The following is an 18,718-nucleotide window of genomic DNA, read 5'->3' as shown; positions in this document are numbered from 1 at the left end:
GTTTACACCATTTAATGACGTTGTTCCCTAAATCTTTTATTGTCTCTGTCTGCCTTGTTTTAGGCATAACTTTGTCGACCTCTGCTCAAAATACAGATAGCATTATATTAGACTCATTATCTAATGTCTATGGTGCCCATGTGCATACTAAACCGCAAATAGCAAAGGAAGCAGCACTCCAATGGCTTAAAGAAAGTAGACGTTTAAATGAAAACCTTCAAGAAGCTAGAGCACTATATGCCTTAGGTAATTTGGGTAATATTACTGGCGATTACAAAAGCACAATAAAGTATACCTATGAAACCATTGCGCTACTTAAAGAATTACGTATCGAAAAAGGCTTAGCCGCTTGTTATAATATACTAGCCTCTGCCTATAAAAGTTTAGGAGATTACCCAAAATCCATCGACAACTATATGGAGTGTTTGCGGTATGCAAGACGAACTAGTAATCAAGTACAAGAGGCTAACGCTTATCAAAATATTGCGACTTTATATTTACTTCAAAAGGATTATAAAAAATCTGCCGAAAATTTAGATAGAGCTGCAGATTTGTACCGAACTATTGGCGATGATGATGGTGTACTCACTACCCTATTCAACTTTGCAAATATCCTCAAAGAAGAAGGTAAATTTGATCAGGCACGAAAACATTATCAAACTGTTTTAGAGTACAGATTAAAAGAAGGAAATAAAGCGGTTGTTGCCTATGTAAATATTAATCTATCCCAAATGTTAGTGGTAGAAGGTAAATGTAAAGAAGCCATAATGGCTTTAAAGAAAACATTGGGGCTATTAGAAGACGTTAAATTCAACTCAGACATTGCTATTGTATTAAACGATTTGGGGCTTTGTGAAAGTAAATTAGGGAATACCAAATCAGCTATAAATTATTTTCAACGCGCCTTAGCCATTGGAGAAGAACAATCATTATTACAATATAAATCTGATATTTATAAAAATTTAGCGCAACTCTATCAAAAAGAAAACAATTACAAAAAAGCATTAGAATTTTATAAAAAAGGAATTACAAGTGTTGCTGATCAGAATTCCTTAGATAAGGAGAAATACGTCGTAACAATTCAAGAACGTTATGAAGCAGAGTTAAAAGAAGCCCGAATTCAACTTTTAGAAAAAGAACAAAAATTAAGTGAAGCCGAATTACAAAAAGTAGAACTTACTGTAAAACGACAAAAACTCATTAGAAATGCACTTATTGCTGGATTTATATTTGTACTACTTACCTTAATAATACTAAGACTTTTCTACATTCAGCGCTTACGTGTGCAAAAAGAATTGAGTTTGCAACAAGAAGAAAATGCCAAACAGCAGCTAAAAAAAATGATAAATGATCATAAATTATCTGTTATAGAGCGGTACCAAGAAGGACAAGAAGAGGAACGATCGCGCTTAGCTCGCGAAATTCATGATGGCATTGGAAGTGATTTGGCAAGTATAAAAATTGCTTATGAGCATTATACAGAGCACCAGAAAGAAGATCCTAAATCTAAACGTATTGCAGCAGCCATAAACAATGCATGTATCGATGTGCGTAGTCTGTCGCACCAATTACACCCACTGCCCTTTTCAAAAATAGGTTTTACGAGTTTCTTAAGTGATTTTATTGATCAGATCACAAAAAGATCAGATATTAAAATTCAAACGTTTTTCTTTCCTGAAGAAGACATCGATTTGTTATCAGAAGAACTTTTGGCGGATGCTTATCGCATTGTTCAAGAATTAATTAATAATATTTTAAAACATGCAGAAGCCTCGCATGTAGATGTGCAACTCACCAAGCATAAAGATCATTTAAATATTGTAGTTAATGATGATGGTATAGGATTTCAAAAAAATAAAAAACAAGGCATAGGACTCCGAAATATTAAGGAACGTTTACAAAAAGTAAAGGGCACTTTAGATATTGATAGTAATTCTGGACATGGCACCTCAATAACTATAGACATTCCCATAAACTAATACATTGTGAAAAAAGCAAATATAATAATAGCAGACGACCACTTAATGTTCCTTGAAGGTATAAATACCATTTTAAGCGATATGCAAGAAATAGGTGACGTGCATTTAGCAACCGAAGGAAAGCAAGTACTTAGATTACTCAATCAGTTTGAAATTGATTTAATTATTAGCGATATAAGTATGCCAAAAATGGATGGCATACAGCTACTTACAGAATTAAAGAAAAAACATAGTAATGTGAAAATTATAATGTTGAGTATGTTAGACAATCATAGAACCGTGCATAAAGTGATACAAAAAGGCGCGGATGGTTTTGTCCCGAAATTTACCAGTAAAGAAGAATTACAAAAAGCGGTTAGGACAGTATTAAATGATGAACAGTATTTTTCGGAAATTATAAAACAACGCTATTTGGAAAGTGTGTTTGAGCGAAAAAAGTATAAAAACATAGAATTATCTCCGCGTGAAAAAGAAGTTTTAACCCTTTTAGGAGATGAACTGACCTCAAAGGAAATTTCAGAAAAATTATTTATTTCTGTCAATACGGTAGAAACACATCGGAAAAATATTCTCTTAAAAACAGGCTCTAAAACCACAACAGGTGCTGTAAAATATGCCATTGAATCTGGCCTATTTGATTAATGGAAGCATTGGCTTGTATACTAAAATTCAAGCCGATGTGATGTACTCTTAAAAACGTTTATTAGAACCCTGTTATTTTATTCTAATCCCTTCCGCTTCAACGGTGTCCAAGATTTGTCTTAATTCTTCACGGTAAGACATGGTATCATTCTCATCAGTTAATAATTCACCACGATAGATAAATTTAGTATCTAAATCAAAATACACAACATAAAGTCCTGTTTGTGGATTTCTCCATTTACCTTTTCCACTATTTACAATCCGTTTATCTTCTAAATACTGTACCCAAGCCCCTCTAGACAAAGTCGATTTATCCATATATATTTTACTGTGTTCCGTTGTTTTATAATAAGGATATGGTGTTTCTAATTTAGCCTGTATATTTTTTAGAATCATTGTTTTTAAAGTTTCAAAACCAACTGCTTTTTCGGACAATAACATTGGCTTAGCATGCCATTTACTGTCATCTACTTCTAACGGAATAATCATAAAACCTTCTGGATGACTAGTTGTTCTAATTCGTAAACTAAATTGATAGGCCGATTCTAACTCTTCAATAGATTGACTTAACCTATCTATAAAACGTGCCACGATAGCTTCCAGTTCATTTGGTTTTATATCTGTCTTAAAATTTAAATCAATAATTTCTGTAGAAAACTTTATTTCAGGGATTTCTTCTTTAAAATCGGCAATCACAGCTTGTTTGGTTTCATAGCGTGTTAGGGCACGTTTATATAAATCGTCCACAGTCATTGCGTCTGCAATAGGATACATGGGTAAAGTGTCGTTTTCTAATATATTTTTAAGATTAAGATGCGTATAAAATTCTATTTCCGGAATGTCCTTATCATAAATTAGCATCCCGTACATATTAGGATCCATAGTTGCGGCATTAAAAAATAGACTTAAATCACTATAAGCCAATTTTCCTTTGTATTTGTTTTGTAAATATGCTTCTAAATTACGTGCTGCTTTTTTTTTAGGAATTCCAATATATTTGGAGCATCCGGCTAAAATGAGTACTAATACTAGAAGACAAATAATAGATATAATTGTAATTTTCATTGTTTTTAAGTTTGAAACTTAAATGTAGAGCAATCTATTAGCAAAGCACTCACGGAATTCAGTGAGTTTTTTTATTCCCTTATTCAGGGTGTTTTTCAACCTATTACTTCCAATACCTTTGAAGTATTAATTAAATTAAAATAACGATTATGGGATTACAAGAAAAAAGAGCAGCAAAATCTATAGAAGATCAATATTTAGCTGATTACCAACAAGAGATTAATGAAATCGTGGGTAAAGAATTGCCAATACATATTAATTGGGACACCTTTGAATTAGACTTTATAAAATTTGTGCCAAGCGTATGTTTACAGCGTCTTACAGATGGTATAAAATTGGTTTGCAAAGACGATATGGGAAAAGAAGCGATGGCAGAAAGTGTTAACTCTATTGAAGTATACTGCATCCCAAATGAAGGTGCTGAAGCTAAAAAAGAATTAAAATTGGAGGATGGCGTATTTTCTTTAACAGCATGTTGGGGTGGTCACCACAGTGGTTATTTTATAGACTTAACAATCCGTGAATATTTAGAAAATAATTTATAGTTTTAAAGCTATGATCAGAAAACAAGGAGAAGCTAAGATTGGTTTTCTCCTTTTTTTATGAGATAATAAATGACTCTTGGTAGAATACATAAAAGCCTTTAAGTTAATTTCTTAAAGGCTTTTATGTATTTATATATGGGGAAACTTTTTACTAGTTTAATTTCACTGTATTAAACGTTACCCCCTTCATAACCATACTAAAGTACGCATCGCTATGCGCATTATATTCAGAAAAAGACTGACTAAAACTGACTACAGTCGCCTTATCAAACTCTATAACTACAGAAGCTGTTTCTTGATCTCTATGATAAACCTTAGCGCTACCAGACCATTCTCCAGGTTGGTTAGAAATCCATGCCATAAATAAAGGATCATTAACCATTTTTGTTGTCCCTGAAAAATTTACGTCTATCGGTTTTTTTTCTTCAGTATAATAATCATTATTAAAACTATAGTCACAATGACTTAAGACAAAAGCTTTTTCTGTATTATTATCTTTTCTTATTAATAATTCTATTCGGCTAACCACGTTAGAGTCTTGCATATTGATTTGTTTTAGTGTTATAAAAATTTTTCGATTTGATCTTGTAGCTGTTTCGCTTTAATAAAACTCTTTAAACCTTTAGAAGTATCTATTGTGACAGTAACAACCTCTTTATCTCTTATTAAGTTATTCTCGCTCCCCAAACAGAAATTGATAGTGGAAATGGCCTCTGCAAACGCAGCTTTTGCTAAGTGATCTGTTGCTATTTTAGAAAGTGTTTCTTTTAATAACGGTACAACTTTTGAAGCATAAAACTTATCCAAATCTTTTGGAGTTCCATCATGCACATAAACTATAGAAATTTCTTTATCTAAAGCGACTTTAATTTCTAATTCTAAATTTTTAATATCTTTTTTAAGCTGAAGTACCGTTGGTATATCATCAGCATCTGGAGTAAAAGGAATGCTTCCATCCGATAAAAGGTAGGCATGCTTATTTATGTTGCTCAAAGAAATAGAAGAAATAGAATGGACTTCTATATATTGAAATTGTGCATCGCGATCATAAATATCACATAATAAAACTACTTTTTTTCTGCATTATAGTTTACAAAAAATCCAGAAGCAGTATCAGAATGTGTAGAGATTGCAACCTTAGGCATGCGCGGTCTTTCTTCTTTTCTTTCTATATCTGCTATTTCTTGTACTATTGCTAAAACCTCATTAGTATCTAATACAGGTAACTGTAACATTGTTTTAAAATCCATAATTGTAAATTTTTATTCCTTACAAAATTGAACATTTAAACACATACTTTTCTAACCGTATTCAGGGATATTGTATCATTATCATTTTTTTTACAAACCATATCACACCAAGTAACATCTACAAAATTGGGTTTAGACGCTTTAAAGGATCGTAGTGTAAAGGTTAAGCGAAATTAAATGTTGAAATTTTTTAAAGCTTACTTTAGAACGAATAATTGAATGAGTAATGAAGCAAATAAAAGAACCATAAGCCTAATTAACATACGGATACATAATTTCAATGCTGTTCGGTTAACAATAGACTTGCTTTTTTTTTGCCTTCTAAGCAGGCGGACCTAAGTTCTAATCCTGGTGCGATCACAAAAAGCCTTAATGGCAATGTTGAGGCTTTTGTGTATTTAACAAATAGTTCCATATACCTTAATAATAAAGAGCTACGCTTTTTTAATACGCGTTAAAAACAGATCTCTCCCACCCACAAACTATGATCAAATATTAGTTAATAATTAAAATTATTTCATGCAAGTTTTCAGAATCACACACACTTTACACACACAAATTGTTTTTTTAATAAAATTTGATGCTCGTTATTAATGATCCATACTACTTCTTGTTTTTAAACAAAAATTGTATTTGATAATAATCTCGTTTTCCCTACATAATCAGCGGAGGAGAGTAAATAGATTTATTGTATAATTAATATTATCCTTACATTTATCTTTTACTAATGTTGGTCTATCCTAAATCCTATGCGTTTTTTTAGCAACTATTTTATATTATTTTTTTGCCCTTTACTATTCGCCCAAAACACTGCACAATTAGACAGCTTATTAAGGAAAGGGATTGAGGCTCGCATTGAAATGCAATATCCGTTATCGCTAGAGATACTAACTAATGTAAGAACTGTTGCCGAGGAAAATCAATGGTATAAACAGCAATTTTTGGCATTAAATAATATTGGTACCAACTATTATGCTATGTTGGATTACGGCGAAGCGCTAGACAATTATCTCGAAGCATATACCATTGCGTTGAAACATTTGGATAATAATGAAGAGATGATAGTTTTAAACAATATTGCCATCCTTTACAGTAAAGAAGGTGATTTGCCTAAGGCTCAAGAATATTTTTTAAAAGCATATGTACAAGCAAAAGAACATAATGAAAGTATTAAAATTGGTATTTATGCCATTAACTTAGGTATTGTTGCCAATCAACTTAACAGATTGGATGAGGCAACGAATTATTTGAAGGAAGCAAATGAAATGCTACAACATAAGCCATCAATCGCTATTATTGGTGACATTGCACTGGCTGAAAATAAATATAAAAGAGGAGAGTTTCTAGTGGCACAATCCTTAGCACAACAAATATTACCAAAACTAGACCCAATTGCCAATATTGAAGAACGCGTGTTGCTTATTATTCTACTATCCAACATTGCAAAAGATATTGATGAAGGCGAAAATTCAATTTTATATGCCCAACAAGCGCTGCATGCAGCAGAAAATTATGAAAATAAAATAATGGCATACGAGCAACTTGCCACTGTTTATGAAAAAAGCAAGTTGTACAGTAAAGCATTGCGAGCCAAAGACTCTCTGATTTCGTTGAGCGCATCGGTTAATAATATGAAGAACGGCAAACTATTTGAAACCAATAGGGTTAAATTTGAAATTGCAGATTACCAACGAGAATTAAAACTTAATAAGGAGCTAAACCAAAGGGAAACAACGACGCTTTACGGTCTGTTGGGTGCTGCTATATTGGTCATTTTTCTAATTGCTTGGGCATTAAGGAATATGTATTTAAAAAATAAGCAACGCAAAATACTTAATAAACGTAGCAAAGAAATAATAAATTTGGAACTTCAAAAAAAGGAGAGTGACAATTTACTTTTGGAAAAACAGTTAGTTGCAAAAGAAACTATGGCACTACTAGAGCAAGAACGGTTACGAAATGAAATTGAAAATCGGAACCGGAAACTTGCAACAAAAGCATTACAAATTTCAAGCAGAAATGAGTTATTAAAAGAAGTAATCAATAGTCTTTCAGGGCAAACAGAAGTGACCAAAAATGCATTGCTATCAAAAAAAGTAAAAGAGTTGAAAATGCTTTTGAAAGGTGATGCAGAATGGGAGAGTTTTCTAACACATTTTGAAGAGGTGAATCATGGTTTTCTTTCAACCCTTAAAAAAAATCATCCTGAACTCACTGTTAACGATATCCGTTATTTAAGTAATCTTTACATGGACCTCTCTAGTAAAGAAATTGCGTCACTTTTTAATATTACCGTAGAAGCTTCTCGTAAACGTAAAGAAAGAATAAGTAGTAAAATTGGCCTAAAGGACAGTCAGCAACTATACAGCTACATATCAAGTATTTAGCATTAGATGTCACACTTTTTATTTGAGCTGTCACAGTAATTATGTGGTAATTTCTAAGATTAAGAATTTTTGTGCATAGTATTGAATTCTAATCAAAATTAAAACCATGAAAAAATTAATTACTGCTTACCTTTTCTTTTTAAGCTTTTGTATTCAACCTATTTTTGCTCAATTCGGAGTATTAGGTTCTGAAGATTATGGGAGAATTTTTTCTCTCACTTATGATGCCAATGAACCTAATAAGGTTTACGCTCATACTTTAAAAAATCATATATTAGTATCTACAGATAATGGAGGAAGCTGGGATATTCTCTACTCTTTGCCTATTGGTGAATCTGCCTCAATTGAAGAGATGAAACTAACTGCAGATGGTACAGGCTTAAGTTTTATAGCTATAACACCAAACCGTCCATATGGTGCTATAATGATTTATAATATTACATCGAATGAAGTTTCAAAAACTTTTAATTTGCCTAATCAAAATTTAAACGGTAATGCAGTATCATATTCTTTTTACGAAGGAGATTCCGATATATTATTAGTAGACACTAATTTAGGTCAAACGTTTTACACCGCAGATAGCGGATTAAGCTGGGAAACAGTTTACGATGCTCAAGACTATGATGCCGTGTCTATATTTAATGTTGCTATAAGCCCTAATAATCCTGAAAAATTATTTCTTGCTAGAGGTATGGAAGCTGGCTTACTTATTTCAGAAGATGCAGGACAAACATGGGAGGTTAAGCTTGACGGTGTTAGTTTAGAAGCTATAGCTTTTGACCCTTCTAATACAGAAACCCTTTTAATTGGAACAGCTGGAACTTTTGATTCTACAATTGAAAATCTATATAAATCTACAGATGGAGGCGAGACTTTCAATATTGTACCAATAACATGGACTACGGGAGTTTTAGATGGTATAAATACAATTCATTACAATCCTCTTAATCCTTCACAGATTATTATTTTGGAAGAAAACGAAATTGTAATTTCTAGAGATTCTGGTGCTACTTGGCAAAATATAGTGTATTTGGAGGATAATCCTTTAAGTTATAGTTTCGGGAAACATGCTAGTTTCAACCCACAGAACTCTGAAGAAGTACTTATAACGAGTAATTATGTCCCATTATTTTCAACAGATGGAGGTGAGACCGTTACATGGTTAAAAAGTCCAAATTATGCAAGTGAAGGCAATTTGGAATTGTACTTGGACGATGAAAATGCTAATTTATATTATGGTGTGCGATTTGGTTTTGTGCATCGCGATTTGAATACAGAGTTAGAATTAGAATACAATGTTTTGCCATTTAATTATTCGTCATCTAACCCAGGCCCAACTATTTTAGCAGATAAAATAACAGCGAATAGAATATTTACTTTAACCCCAAGTTTCATGGGTTCTAATTTTGAAGTGAGCCATGACAATGGTGTTACAAAGCATTTTTTGACCTCCTTGTATATGAATGGGTTTACGGCGTTAGGCACCTACCCTCAAGCTAATGAAACGGTAATGGTTGCTTTTTCAGGCTTTTCGCCAAGTGATACTGTATTGAAAAAGTTTGATTTTACAGATATTAATAGTGTAGTGCAAACAGATATTACACTACCCTTTCTAGATATAATAAACGGTATCTTAATAGACAGTTCTGGTAAAATTACTTTATCTGTAGGGGTAGAAATATACTCTTCTACCGATGATGGTAACACATGGAGTAACGATAGTAACGGACTAGAAGTTATGACGTCAGATGATCTTATTTTCGATTTGCAAAGGGATCCTTTTAATGTTAATACATTAGCTATAGCAACTTCAAAGGGAATATTTATTTCTACAGATAGTGGAGAAAACTGGGTACAGAAATCTACCGATTTGGTTTTTAAACTCGGCTTTTCTACAGAAACAGAAGGAGCTATTGTTGCCACAACCTATACATCGGAAGTATCTGAGTTTTCTTTATATTTTTCTACAGATAGTGGTGATAGCTGGGACACTTTTAATAATGGACAATTGTTGAGTATCTCTAGCCGCTCTGCTGCCTATCAATTTTATGAAAATTCAGTTAAAGTTTATATAGGAAGTTTTGATCTAGGACTGCTTACGTACACTATAGATTTTACGTCGTTGAGTAATCCAGATTACGACAAAACAAACCAAGTTATGGTTTACCCTAACCCAGTTAATGATGTTTTAAACATAAAACTACAGGATAATGCAAGTTTTAAAGTAGCCCTTTATAATATGACCGGGCAGCAAATGCTAAATGCAGATGGTATTGAAAAATTAGACATAAGTCACCTCGCTCCTGGCATGTATTTGTTACGTGTAATTTCTAGTTCTAATAAGGTTTTCCTTAAAAAAATAATTATTGATTAATTATTTTTTTATACTTTTAAAAAGCCCTGGAATTCATTTTCTAGGGCTTTTTTGGGTTAGAACCAATATATAATTATAGTATGAATTTATATCATTTATAGAATTTCCTTTTGGATATATAATCTATCTCAAAAATCGGTTAAAAAGACGATCTTAACCTAAAGAAATTCAAAACATTATTAGGATTGTACTTTTCAAAAGCTACTCTTTAACCTTGGTGATAATTAGCTTTTACCCCTCGTCAAACCCTAACACACAACCAATTAAGACACCCCATTCCGCAAGAGTAATTTCAATAAATATCAAACCATTACAGTATAATTCATTTAGAAATAGAATAAACTTTTTTACTCTTTAAATTACATTTAAATCAGACAAAGAATAGATTTTACTTGTATTTATTCAGGATACTCAATCCTCAAATGATAAATATTAGCCAACTTAAACTTAAGTACTTTTTTAAGCGATTGAATTTCTTTAAAGGTGATATCAGCATTTAGAAACTGACCACCTTCCATCTGTTTATTGATTATGTTTTCAACAAAATCATTAATTTTAGTGCTTGTTGGTTCTTTTAAACTTTTAGAAGCTGCTTCAACACTATCGCACATCATAAGTATGGCTGTTTCTTTACTAAATGGAGTTGGTCCAGGATAAGTAAAATCTCTGATATCAACATTTTCATTGGTTGCCTTTTCCTTCATATAGAAATAATAAACCAAACTCGTGCCATGATGCGTTCTTATGAAATCTATAACACGATCTGGAAGATTATATTTTTTAGCGGTTTCAATGCCGTTTAAAACATGATCTATAATAATTTTCGCGCTTTCTTTATTCGATAATTCATCATGTGGGTTAATACCTGTACTCTGGTTTTCTGTAAAATACGTTGGATTATTCATCTTACCAATATCATGATACAAGGCTCCTACCCTAACCAACATGGCATTTGCTCCGATTTCGTTGGCTGATGCTTCTGCCAAATTGGCAACGTTTAACGAGTGATGAAATGTTCCTGGTGCTCTGTTAGATAATTCTTTCAATAATTTGGTATTGGTATCAGAAAGCTCTAAGAGTGATACATCAGAGACTAATCCGAATATTTTTTCGTAGATATAAATCAAAGGTTGAACAAATAATGTTGCCAAACCAGAAAGAATAAACATGCCAAAAATCTCAAATTTTAAACCTGTTAGTTGCCCTTCGTGAATTACAAAAAACGCAAAGTAGGCTATGATATATATAAACGTTATTTGTCCTACAGATATAAAAAGATTTGCGCGTTTATACAATTCAGAAACAGTTAATATAGTAACCATACCTGCAATAATCTGAAGGAACATATACTCGTAACTATTAGGCACTACAAAACCTAAAAGCAACACGGTAAGCACATGCGTAAACAACCCCAATCGCGCATCGAAAAAAGCCTTTAAAACCAATGGTAAAATACATAGTGGCACTACATATATATATTGAGAATTAAAGTTGATGACTAACGTACTTAAAAATATCATTAACGCGATATTAAAAAATATGAATGTAACTTTAGTGTTGTTTAAAAAAACTTCTTTTCTGTACTTACTAAGAAACAATAGTAGCATAAGAAGTGCCAAAGCCACTAACAAAGTATAGGCTATAAGTACCCAATTGTAATTGGTTGAATTCCATACTTGCGATTCATATTCAGATTTTAGCGAGCTTAAAATATCATATTGCGCTTCTTCAATAACCTGACCTTTTGAAATAATAAGCTGATCTTTCTCTACACGACCTCTTGTTAGGGATATTCTAGACAATTCTTCCTCTAATGCCTTCTCTGTTAGGCTTCCATTTAATTTAATATTAGGTTTTATAACATCGAAAAAAACAGATATCATGCGCTTTTTTACATCAATAGGAATTGAATTCCCCATATCAGACTCAACACGACTCCGTAAATTACTCAATTCAAATAAGCTGCCATATTGAATTTCTTTTTCAACTTTATTGGCTGTCGCTAATTTTACCGGTCTATCATCCGCATAATTGTAATCTAAATCTAAAACGCCAACGTTGTAAAGATTATTAACTATTGTTTTTCCCTTTTTATATAAGTCTGAGTTTTCACTAATAAAATTACTAGAGTCTTTAAACACCTGATTAAATCGTGCTAAATAATCAGAAAACACCTCATCTTTAACGTCTCTATTTATTTCAAAATAAACAAGACTTCGGTCTTTAATTTCATTTTTCTCGGCATCAATTTCCGCTTGAGACTTTTTAATAGCAAAATTAAAAGGAGCGTATAAATTTTCAGATTGCCAAGGTTTCCCTTTTTCAAATGAATATCTAAATTTTCCTGTTTTAGGAAACAGATATACTATAAACAATGTTGTTACAATGAACAACAAAATCTTATAGACTAAAGCGTGATTCTTATACCACTTATTGAAGAATACATTCATATACAATCAAATGTAATAAATATTAGAATTTTAGAAGGCTAATATCATTAATACATTCTCAAATCTCTCAAAAAATGTTTAATTTCGCATCAAATAACATCAAATATAATTACAATGAATAAGGACGTCGTTATAGTTTCAGCAGTAAGAACACCTATCGGAAGTTTTTTAGGTGGCCTATCTACAGTACCAGCACCACGATTAGGAGCTGCTGCTATTAAAGGAGCTTTAGATAAAATAAACTTGAAACCTGAATTGGTGGATGAAGTCATTATGGGAAATGTTGTTCAAGCTGGTTCAGGACAAGCACCTGCGAGGCAAGCGGCTATTTATGCTGGTTTACCAAACACCGTTCCTTGTACTACTATTAATAAAGTTTGTGCTTCTGGTATGAAAGCCGTAATGCAAGCTGCGCAAGCGATACAATTAGGTGATGCTAATATTGTTGTTGCCGGAGGTATGGAAAACATGAGTTTAATTCCACATTATTACCACGCAAGAAGCGCAACTAAATTCGGACCAGCAACATTAGAAGATGGCATGCAGAAAGATGGCTTGGTAGATGCATATGATAATAACGCTATGGGCGTTTGTGCAGATGCCTGTGCTACGGAATATGATTTCTCTAGGGAAGATCAAGATGCTTATGCTGTTCAATCTTATAACCGCTCAAAAGCGGCTTGGGAGAATGGAAAATTTAATGATGAAGTGATTTCTATTGAAGTTCCACAACGAAGAGGAGAACCTGTTATTGTAGATAAGGATGAAGAATATACTAATGTAAGGATGGATAAAATTCCTGCATTACGACCTGCATTTACAAAAGACGGCACAGTAACTGCTGCAAACGCGTCTACAATTAACGACGGTGCTGCCGCCTTAGTTTTAATGAGCAGAGAAAAAGCAGAAGAATTAGGCTTAAAGCCTATTGCAACTATAAAAGGATACGCTGATGCTGCACATGAACCTGAATGGTTTACGACTGCACCATCTAAAGCATTACCAAAGGCACTAGCTAAAGCAAATGTAGAATTGGATGCTATTGATTTCTTTGAATTTAATGAAGCATTTTCTATTGTTGGTTTAGCAAATATGAAGATCTTAGGATTAACTGATAAAAACGTAAATGTAAATGGAGGTGCTGTTTCTTTAGGCCATCCATTAGGTTGCTCTGGAGCTAGAATATTAGTTACGTTAATTAATGTATTACACCAAAACGACGCTAAATTAGGTGCAGCTGCTATATGTAATGGTGGTGGTGGTGCATCTGCAATGGTATTAGAACGCGCTTAACTAAACCCTATGCAATACGGCATTTGCAATCTTGGAATTGTACCAATACGATTAGAACCTACCGATACCAGTGAAATGGTAACGCAAGCTTTATATGGTGATTACTTTAAAGTCTTAGAACAACGTAAGCAATGGAGCCGTATTCGTTTTGCTTTTGATAAGTATGAAGGTTGGATAGATAATAAACAATATCTAGAAATTGAAGAATCTAACTATAATAATTTAGATAAGTCTGATATTAATTTATCTAAAGACTTAATTGAATTTGTTTCAGATGCTTCTAATAATTTATATCCTATTCCTGTTGGATCGGATTTAAATGGCTTGAATTTATTAAATCATAATTTTGATGGTGCTGCGTTAACTTCAAAACGTATTAAAGAGCATATTATAAAATCCTCTTTTCTATTTTTGAATGCTCCTTATTTATGGGGAGGAAAAACGCCCTTTGGAATTGATTGTTCTGGCTTTACGCAAATGGTTTATAAGCTTAACGGTTACAAGCTTTCTAGAGACGCATCAGAACAAGCTACCCAAGGTGAAGCCTTAAGTTTTATTGAAGAAAGCGAACCAGGTGATTTAGCCTTTTTTGATAACGCAGAAGGTAACATTACGCATGTTGGTATTATAATGGAAGATAATTATATTATCCATGCGCATGGTAAAGTAAGAATTGATCGCTTAGATCATAGTGGTATCTATAATATTGATAAAAACACACATACTCATAAGCTAAGGGTTATTAAAAAAATTGTATAAAAAAAAAGCGACTTTTCAGTCGCTTTTTTCTTTTATGGTTTACTGTAATTATTAATTACCGTTTGCTGAAGTTTCAATTTCCTCTATTTTAGCTCGCATTGCTTTGAATTTATCAGTTTCACCAAGTGCACTGTAAATATTCATTAATGTTCTTGCAGCATCAACATTAGTACTTTTCAATTCTAACGCTTTTTCTAAATAAGGAATAGCTTGTTGATATACTTGAGTACGCTTTTCTTTTAATTCATCATACTTTTTATTATCAGCAGAACTGGTTCCTAAATTATTCATTTGCTCAACTATTTCAGCCTCTCCATTTAAAATTACTACTGCTAAATTATTATAAGCATCAACGTAGTTTGGATTAATGGCAAGAGCTTTTTCATAATATTTTATAGCTGCCTCTGAATTACCACCTTCTGCAGCTAATACTCCTAAATTATATTGTAATTCTGCGTTAGTAGGATCCTTTTCAGTCGCTTCCTCCATTAAAGATCTAAACTTCTCTTTATTTCCCATTTTAAGGTAAACATTCGCTTCTGATAATAATAAACCAATATCATCTGGATTTTCAGCTCTAGCATCTGCCATAGCACCTAATGCTTTTTCATTATCCCCTTGAGAAACATATATTAAAGCAATGTTTTTTACAATCTCAGCTGTTTTAGATTCACTTTTTTCATTTCTAGGATCTTTATGTAGTTTCGCTTTAACTGAAAAATCTCTTGATGATTTATTAGCAAAGTTTTCTTCTTCGCCAGTTTCAACATTAGTTGCATAGTAATTCATTTGTGCACCACTATACCCCATGTTTTTAAGTTGCAGGTAATAATCTAAAGCCGTATTGTAATCTGGTTCTGTTACTGCAGAAGAAGCTGCATAATAAAGATACAGGGTATCTTTAGGTGACATTCTATATACTTTTTCAAAACCTTTTGCCGCTACTTTATAATTTTTATTAGTAAATGCGTCATTAGCTTTAGTTAAAAAAGTATTAACCATACCTGTTGTCATTTCATTAGCTTCTTGGGTGTACTTTAATTTCCCCATCTTAGATTCTAGCGCTTTCAAGTTGTCTAAACTTGTTATCGCCTCATCTACATTAGCATCTGTACCGTTGCCGTTTGCATACAATGCTTTTGCTTTCAATAAATAAAATTTAGCCTTAGACTTATCGTCCATACTTCCAATTAAAGCTTCCGCCTCAGTTGTTGCTGATTTAGCATCAGCAAAATTTGAATTTTTAAGTGCTTTCTCTATTGCCTTTATCTCATTTTTTTGTGCAAAAGACAATGACGTAATTGCTACAACTAGCACTAATGTCAGTAATTTTTTCATCTTGTATTAAATCGTTTTGTTGTTAATTATTCGCTTTCTGTGTCATTATTATCAATTGCCGTGCCATCTTCAATAGAGTCTTCATTGTCTAATACCTCAGCATCTACATCTATTATGATTTCCTCTTCGTCATCTTTCATTACTTTAGCCACAGCCGCAATAGAATCGTTTCCTTTTAAGTTAATGAGTTTTACACCTTGTGTTGCTCTACCCATTACACGTAAATCAGCTACAGCCATTCTAATAGCTATTCCTGATTTATTGATGATCATTAAATCATCCTCATCGGTTACATTCTTAATAGATACTAAGTTACCTGTTTTTTCTGTAATGGAAATAGTTTTTACACCTTTTCCTCCTCTATTGGTAATTCTGTAATCTTCTAAGCTAGAACGTTTTCCATAACCATTCTCAGAAACTACAAGAATATTGCTTTCCATATCATCTACAGCAATCATACCTATTACCTCATCTGTTTTTTCATCTTGAAGTCTAATACCTCGAACACCAGAAGCATTTCTACCCATTGGTCTTGTTTTAGCTTCCTCGAATCTAATAGCTTTACCAGACTTTAAGGCTAACATCACTTGGCTCTCACCTGTTGTTAACTTCGCTTCTAATAATACATCGTCCTCCTTAATAGTAATGGCATTAATACCATTAGATCTTGGTCTAGAATATTGCTCTAAAGATGTTTTCTTAACCTGACCTTGTTTCGTTGCCATAATGACATAATGACTATTAATGTAGGCTTCATCTTTTAAATCTTGCGTACAAATAAAAGCCATCACTTTATCATCTTGCTCAATATTTATTAAATTCTGAATCGCTCTACCTTTAGAGGTTTTAGAGCCTTCTGGAATTTCATAAACACGCATCCAGAAACATTTCCCTTTTTGCGTGAAGAATAACATGTATTGGTGATTAGTACCTACAAATAAATGTTCTAAGAAATCTTCGTTACGTGTTGTTGATGCTTTTTGTCCAACTCCTCCTCTATGCTGAGTTTTATACTCTGTAAGTAATGTACGCTTAATGTAACCTGCATGAGAAATAGTAATCACAACTTGTGCATCTGGTATCATATCTTCAATACTCAAGTCTCCACCTGCATATTCAATTATAGAACGACGCTCATCACCATACTTGTCTCTTACAACCTCTAGCTCTTCTTTAATAATAGCCATACGACGATCTTTTCGGTCTAAGATATCTTTAAGGTCTATAATTGTTTTCATGATGTCATCATACTCCGAACGTAATTTATCTTGTTCTAAACCTGTTAACTGACGCAAACGCATCTCTACAATGGCTTTTGCTTGAATCTCAGATAATTTAAAACGTTCAATCAAACTATTACGAGCCTCTTCTGCATTAGATGACGCACGAATAATTTTAATAACTTCATCAATATTATCAGAAGCTATAATTAAACCTTCTAAGATATGTGCACGTTCTTCTGCTTTACGCAACTCATAAGTTGTACGTCTAACCACAACATCATGTCTATGCTCTACGAAATAATGAATTAATTCTTTTAAGTTTAATAATTGTGGACGACCATTAACTAGTGCAATATTATTTACACTAAAAGACGTTTGTAAAGCCGAATATTTATATAATTTATTAAGAACGATATTTGGAATTGCATCACGCTTTAAAACGTAAACGATACGCATACCATTTCTATCCGATTCATCACGTATAGAAGCAATACCATCCATTTTCTTTTCATTAACTAAATCAGCAGTCTTTTTAATCATGTCTGCTTTGTTAACTTGGTAAGGTATCTCCGATACAATGATACATTCTCTACCTTGTACTTCTTCGATAATAGCTTTTGCACGCATTACAATACGTCCACGACCTGTATGGAAAGCTTCTTTAACACCATCGTAACCGTATATTGTTCCACCTGTAGGAAAATCTGGTGCTTTAATGTGTTGCATTAACTCATCGATTTCAATATCATTGTTTTCGATATAAGCTATAGTACCATCTACAACTTCGGTTAAGTTATGCGGAGGCATATTGGTAGCCATACCAACGGCGATACCAGATGCTCCATTTACTAAAAGCCCTGGGATACGCGTTGGAAGAACAGTTGGTTCTTCTAATGTATCATCAAAGTTTAATTTATGATCTACAGTTTCTTTATCAATATCTGCCAACATGTCTTCAGATATTTTACGCATTCTAGCCTCTGTATAACGCATTGCTGCAGGACTATCACCATCAACAGATCCAAAGTTACCTTGTCCATCAACTAACATATAACGTAAACTCCATTCCTGAGCCATACGAACCATTGCATCATAAACCGAGGTATCTCCATGTGGGTGATACTTACCTAAAACTTCACCAACTATTCTTGCTGATTTTTTATGTGCACTATTTGCTCTAATACCAAGCTCGTGCATACCGTAAAGCACACGTCTATGAACTGGTTTTAAACCATCTCTTACATCTGGTAACGCACGTGACACAATGACCGACATTGAATAATCAATGTAAGCCGATTTCATTTCATCTTCAATGTTAATTGGAATGAGTTTTTCTCCTTCTGCCATATATAAAATAAATTAGTTTTTTGTGAATTTCAATAACGTGCTAATATAACCAAAATACTACTGTTT

At 32.9% G+C, this 18,718-nt stretch carries 14 protein-coding genes; 7 read left to right on the top strand and 7 right to left on the bottom strand.

Going from position 1 to position 18,718, the window contains the following annotated elements:
• Positions 1 to 71: 71 nt before the first annotated feature.
• On the top strand, positions 72 to 1,979 hold the full coding sequence (locus HM984_RS13950) for a tetratricopeptide repeat-containing sensor histidine kinase (protein WP_257018501.1): 1,908 nt from the start codon (positions 72 to 74) through the stop codon (positions 1,977 to 1,979).
• Between the two features lie 6 nt (positions 1,980 to 1,985).
• Positions 1,986 to 2,621 (top strand): response regulator, encoded by a 636-nt coding sequence (locus tag HM984_RS17760; RefSeq protein WP_179349582.1) that lies wholly within the window; start codon positions 1,986 to 1,988, stop codon positions 2,619 to 2,621.
• A gap of 72 nt (positions 2,622 to 2,693) precedes the next feature.
• Here the strand turns inward: HM984_RS17760 and HM984_RS13940 are convergent, their stop codons facing one another.
• On the bottom strand, positions 2,694 to 3,686 hold the full coding sequence (locus HM984_RS13940; protein WP_179349581.1) for a hypothetical protein: 993 nt from the start codon (positions 3,684 to 3,686) through the stop codon (positions 2,694 to 2,696).
• A gap of 149 nt (positions 3,687 to 3,835) precedes the next feature.
• Here HM984_RS13940 and HM984_RS13935 point away from each other — a divergent pair, with 149 nt between their 5' ends.
• Positions 3,836 to 4,231 carry a hypothetical protein gene (locus HM984_RS13935; protein WP_179349580.1) on the top strand — a complete coding sequence of 132 codons (396 nt, stop codon included), beginning with the start codon at positions 3,836 to 3,838 and terminating at the stop codon, positions 4,229 to 4,231.
• 151 nt (positions 4,232 to 4,382) lie between these two features.
• Here HM984_RS13935 and tssD read toward each other — a convergent pair whose 3' ends face one another.
• The 3 genes from tssD to HM984_RS13920 all read right to left on the bottom strand — a co-directional run bounded on the left by tssD (position 4,383) and on the right by HM984_RS13920 (position 5,481).
• Complete coding sequence (gene tssD / locus HM984_RS13930; protein WP_179349579.1) at positions 4,383 to 4,775, bottom strand: type VI secretion system tube protein TssD; 393 nt, start codon at positions 4,773 to 4,775, stop codon at positions 4,383 to 4,385.
• A 17-nt stretch (positions 4,776 to 4,792) separates the two neighbouring features.
• Positions 4,793 to 5,224, bottom strand: a complete 432-nt coding sequence (locus tag HM984_RS13925; RefSeq protein WP_179349578.1) for a hypothetical protein — start codon at positions 5,222 to 5,224, stop codon at positions 4,793 to 4,795.
• Between the two features lie 74 nt (positions 5,225 to 5,298).
• A complete protein-coding gene (locus tag HM984_RS13920; protein WP_179349577.1) occupies positions 5,299 to 5,481 on the bottom strand; it encodes a hypothetical protein in 183 nt (60 codons plus the stop codon).
• Positions 5,482 to 6,230: 749 nt separating this feature from the next.
• On the opposite strand from HM984_RS13920, the gene HM984_RS13915 reads away from it, so the two are divergent.
• The gene (locus HM984_RS13915) at positions 6,231 to 7,868 is read left to right on the top strand and encodes a tetratricopeptide repeat protein (protein ID WP_179349576.1); all 1,638 of its coding nucleotides are present in this window, start codon (positions 6,231 to 6,233) and stop codon (positions 7,866 to 7,868) included.
• Between the two features lie 106 nt (positions 7,869 to 7,974).
• Positions 7,975 to 10,242, top strand: coding sequence for a T9SS type A sorting domain-containing protein (locus HM984_RS13910; protein WP_179349575.1), 2,268 nt, complete (start codon positions 7,975 to 7,977; stop codon positions 10,240 to 10,242).
• A 398-nt stretch (positions 10,243 to 10,640) separates the two neighbouring features.
• Here the strand turns inward: HM984_RS13910 and HM984_RS13905 are convergent, their stop codons facing one another.
• Complete coding sequence (locus HM984_RS13905; RefSeq protein WP_115811797.1) at positions 10,641 to 12,692, bottom strand: HD family phosphohydrolase; 2,052 nt, start codon at positions 12,690 to 12,692, stop codon at positions 10,641 to 10,643.
• A gap of 114 nt (positions 12,693 to 12,806) precedes the next feature.
• Here HM984_RS13905 and HM984_RS13900 point away from each other — a divergent pair, with 114 nt between their 5' ends.
• Both HM984_RS13900 and HM984_RS13895 read left to right on the top strand, forming a co-directional pair.
• On the top strand, positions 12,807 to 13,985 hold the full coding sequence (locus HM984_RS13900) for an acetyl-CoA C-acyltransferase (RefSeq protein WP_115811799.1): 1,179 nt from the start codon (positions 12,807 to 12,809) through the stop codon (positions 13,983 to 13,985).
• A gap of 9 nt (positions 13,986 to 13,994) precedes the next feature.
• Entirely contained in the window at positions 13,995 to 14,744 is a 750-nt protein-coding gene (locus HM984_RS13895; RefSeq protein ID WP_179349574.1) for a C40 family peptidase, read from the top strand.
• A gap of 51 nt (positions 14,745 to 14,795) precedes the next feature.
• Here HM984_RS13895 and HM984_RS13890 read toward each other — a convergent pair whose 3' ends face one another.
• Positions 14,796 to 16,082, bottom strand: coding sequence for a tetratricopeptide repeat protein (locus HM984_RS13890; protein WP_115811803.1), 1,287 nt, complete (start codon positions 16,080 to 16,082; stop codon positions 14,796 to 14,798).
• A gap of 26 nt (positions 16,083 to 16,108) precedes the next feature.
• The gene (gene gyrA, locus HM984_RS13885; RefSeq protein ID WP_179349573.1) at positions 16,109 to 18,652 is read right to left on the bottom strand and encodes a DNA gyrase subunit A; all 2,544 of its coding nucleotides are present in this window, start codon (positions 18,650 to 18,652) and stop codon (positions 16,109 to 16,111) included.
• Between the last annotated feature and the right edge of the window lie 66 nt (positions 18,653 to 18,718).

This window comes from Winogradskyella pacifica, assembly GCF_013403915.1.
Classification (GTDB): domain Bacteria; phylum Bacteroidota; class Bacteroidia; order Flavobacteriales; family Flavobacteriaceae; genus Winogradskyella; species Winogradskyella pacifica.
The sequence above is the reverse complement of the archived record's forward strand: the minus strand, read 5'-3'. Positions and strand labels throughout refer to the sequence as shown.

Coding starts and splice junctions, on each gene's coding strand:
- HM984_RS13895 (WP_179349574.1), top strand. CDS start 13,995: ATGCAATACGGCATTTGCAATCTTGGAATTGTACCAATACGATTAGAA.
- HM984_RS13920 (WP_179349577.1), bottom strand. CDS start 5,481: ATGGATTTTAAAACAATGTTACAGTTACCTGTATTAGATACTAATGAG.
- HM984_RS13910 (WP_179349575.1), top strand. CDS start 7,975: ATGAAAAAATTAATTACTGCTTACCTTTTCTTTTTAAGCTTTTGTATT.
- HM984_RS13890 (WP_115811803.1), bottom strand. CDS start 16,082: ATGAAAAAATTACTGACATTAGTGCTAGTTGTAGCAATTACGTCATTG.
- HM984_RS13905 (WP_115811797.1), bottom strand. CDS start 12,692: ATGAATGTATTCTTCAATAAGTGGTATAAGAATCACGCTTTAGTCTAT.
- tssD (WP_179349579.1), bottom strand. CDS start 4,775: ATGCAAGACTCTAACGTGGTTAGCCGAATAGAATTATTAATAAGAAAA.
- HM984_RS13935 (WP_179349580.1), top strand. CDS start 3,836: ATGGGATTACAAGAAAAAAGAGCAGCAAAATCTATAGAAGATCAATAT.
- HM984_RS13915 (WP_179349576.1), top strand. CDS start 6,231: ATGCGTTTTTTTAGCAACTATTTTATATTATTTTTTTGCCCTTTACTA.
- gyrA (WP_179349573.1), bottom strand. CDS start 18,652: ATGGCAGAAGGAGAAAAACTCATTCCAATTAACATTGAAGATGAAATG.
- HM984_RS13900 (WP_115811799.1), top strand. CDS start 12,807: ATGAATAAGGACGTCGTTATAGTTTCAGCAGTAAGAACACCTATCGGA.
- HM984_RS13940 (WP_179349581.1), bottom strand. CDS start 3,686: ATGAAAATTACAATTATATCTATTATTTGTCTTCTAGTATTAGTACTC.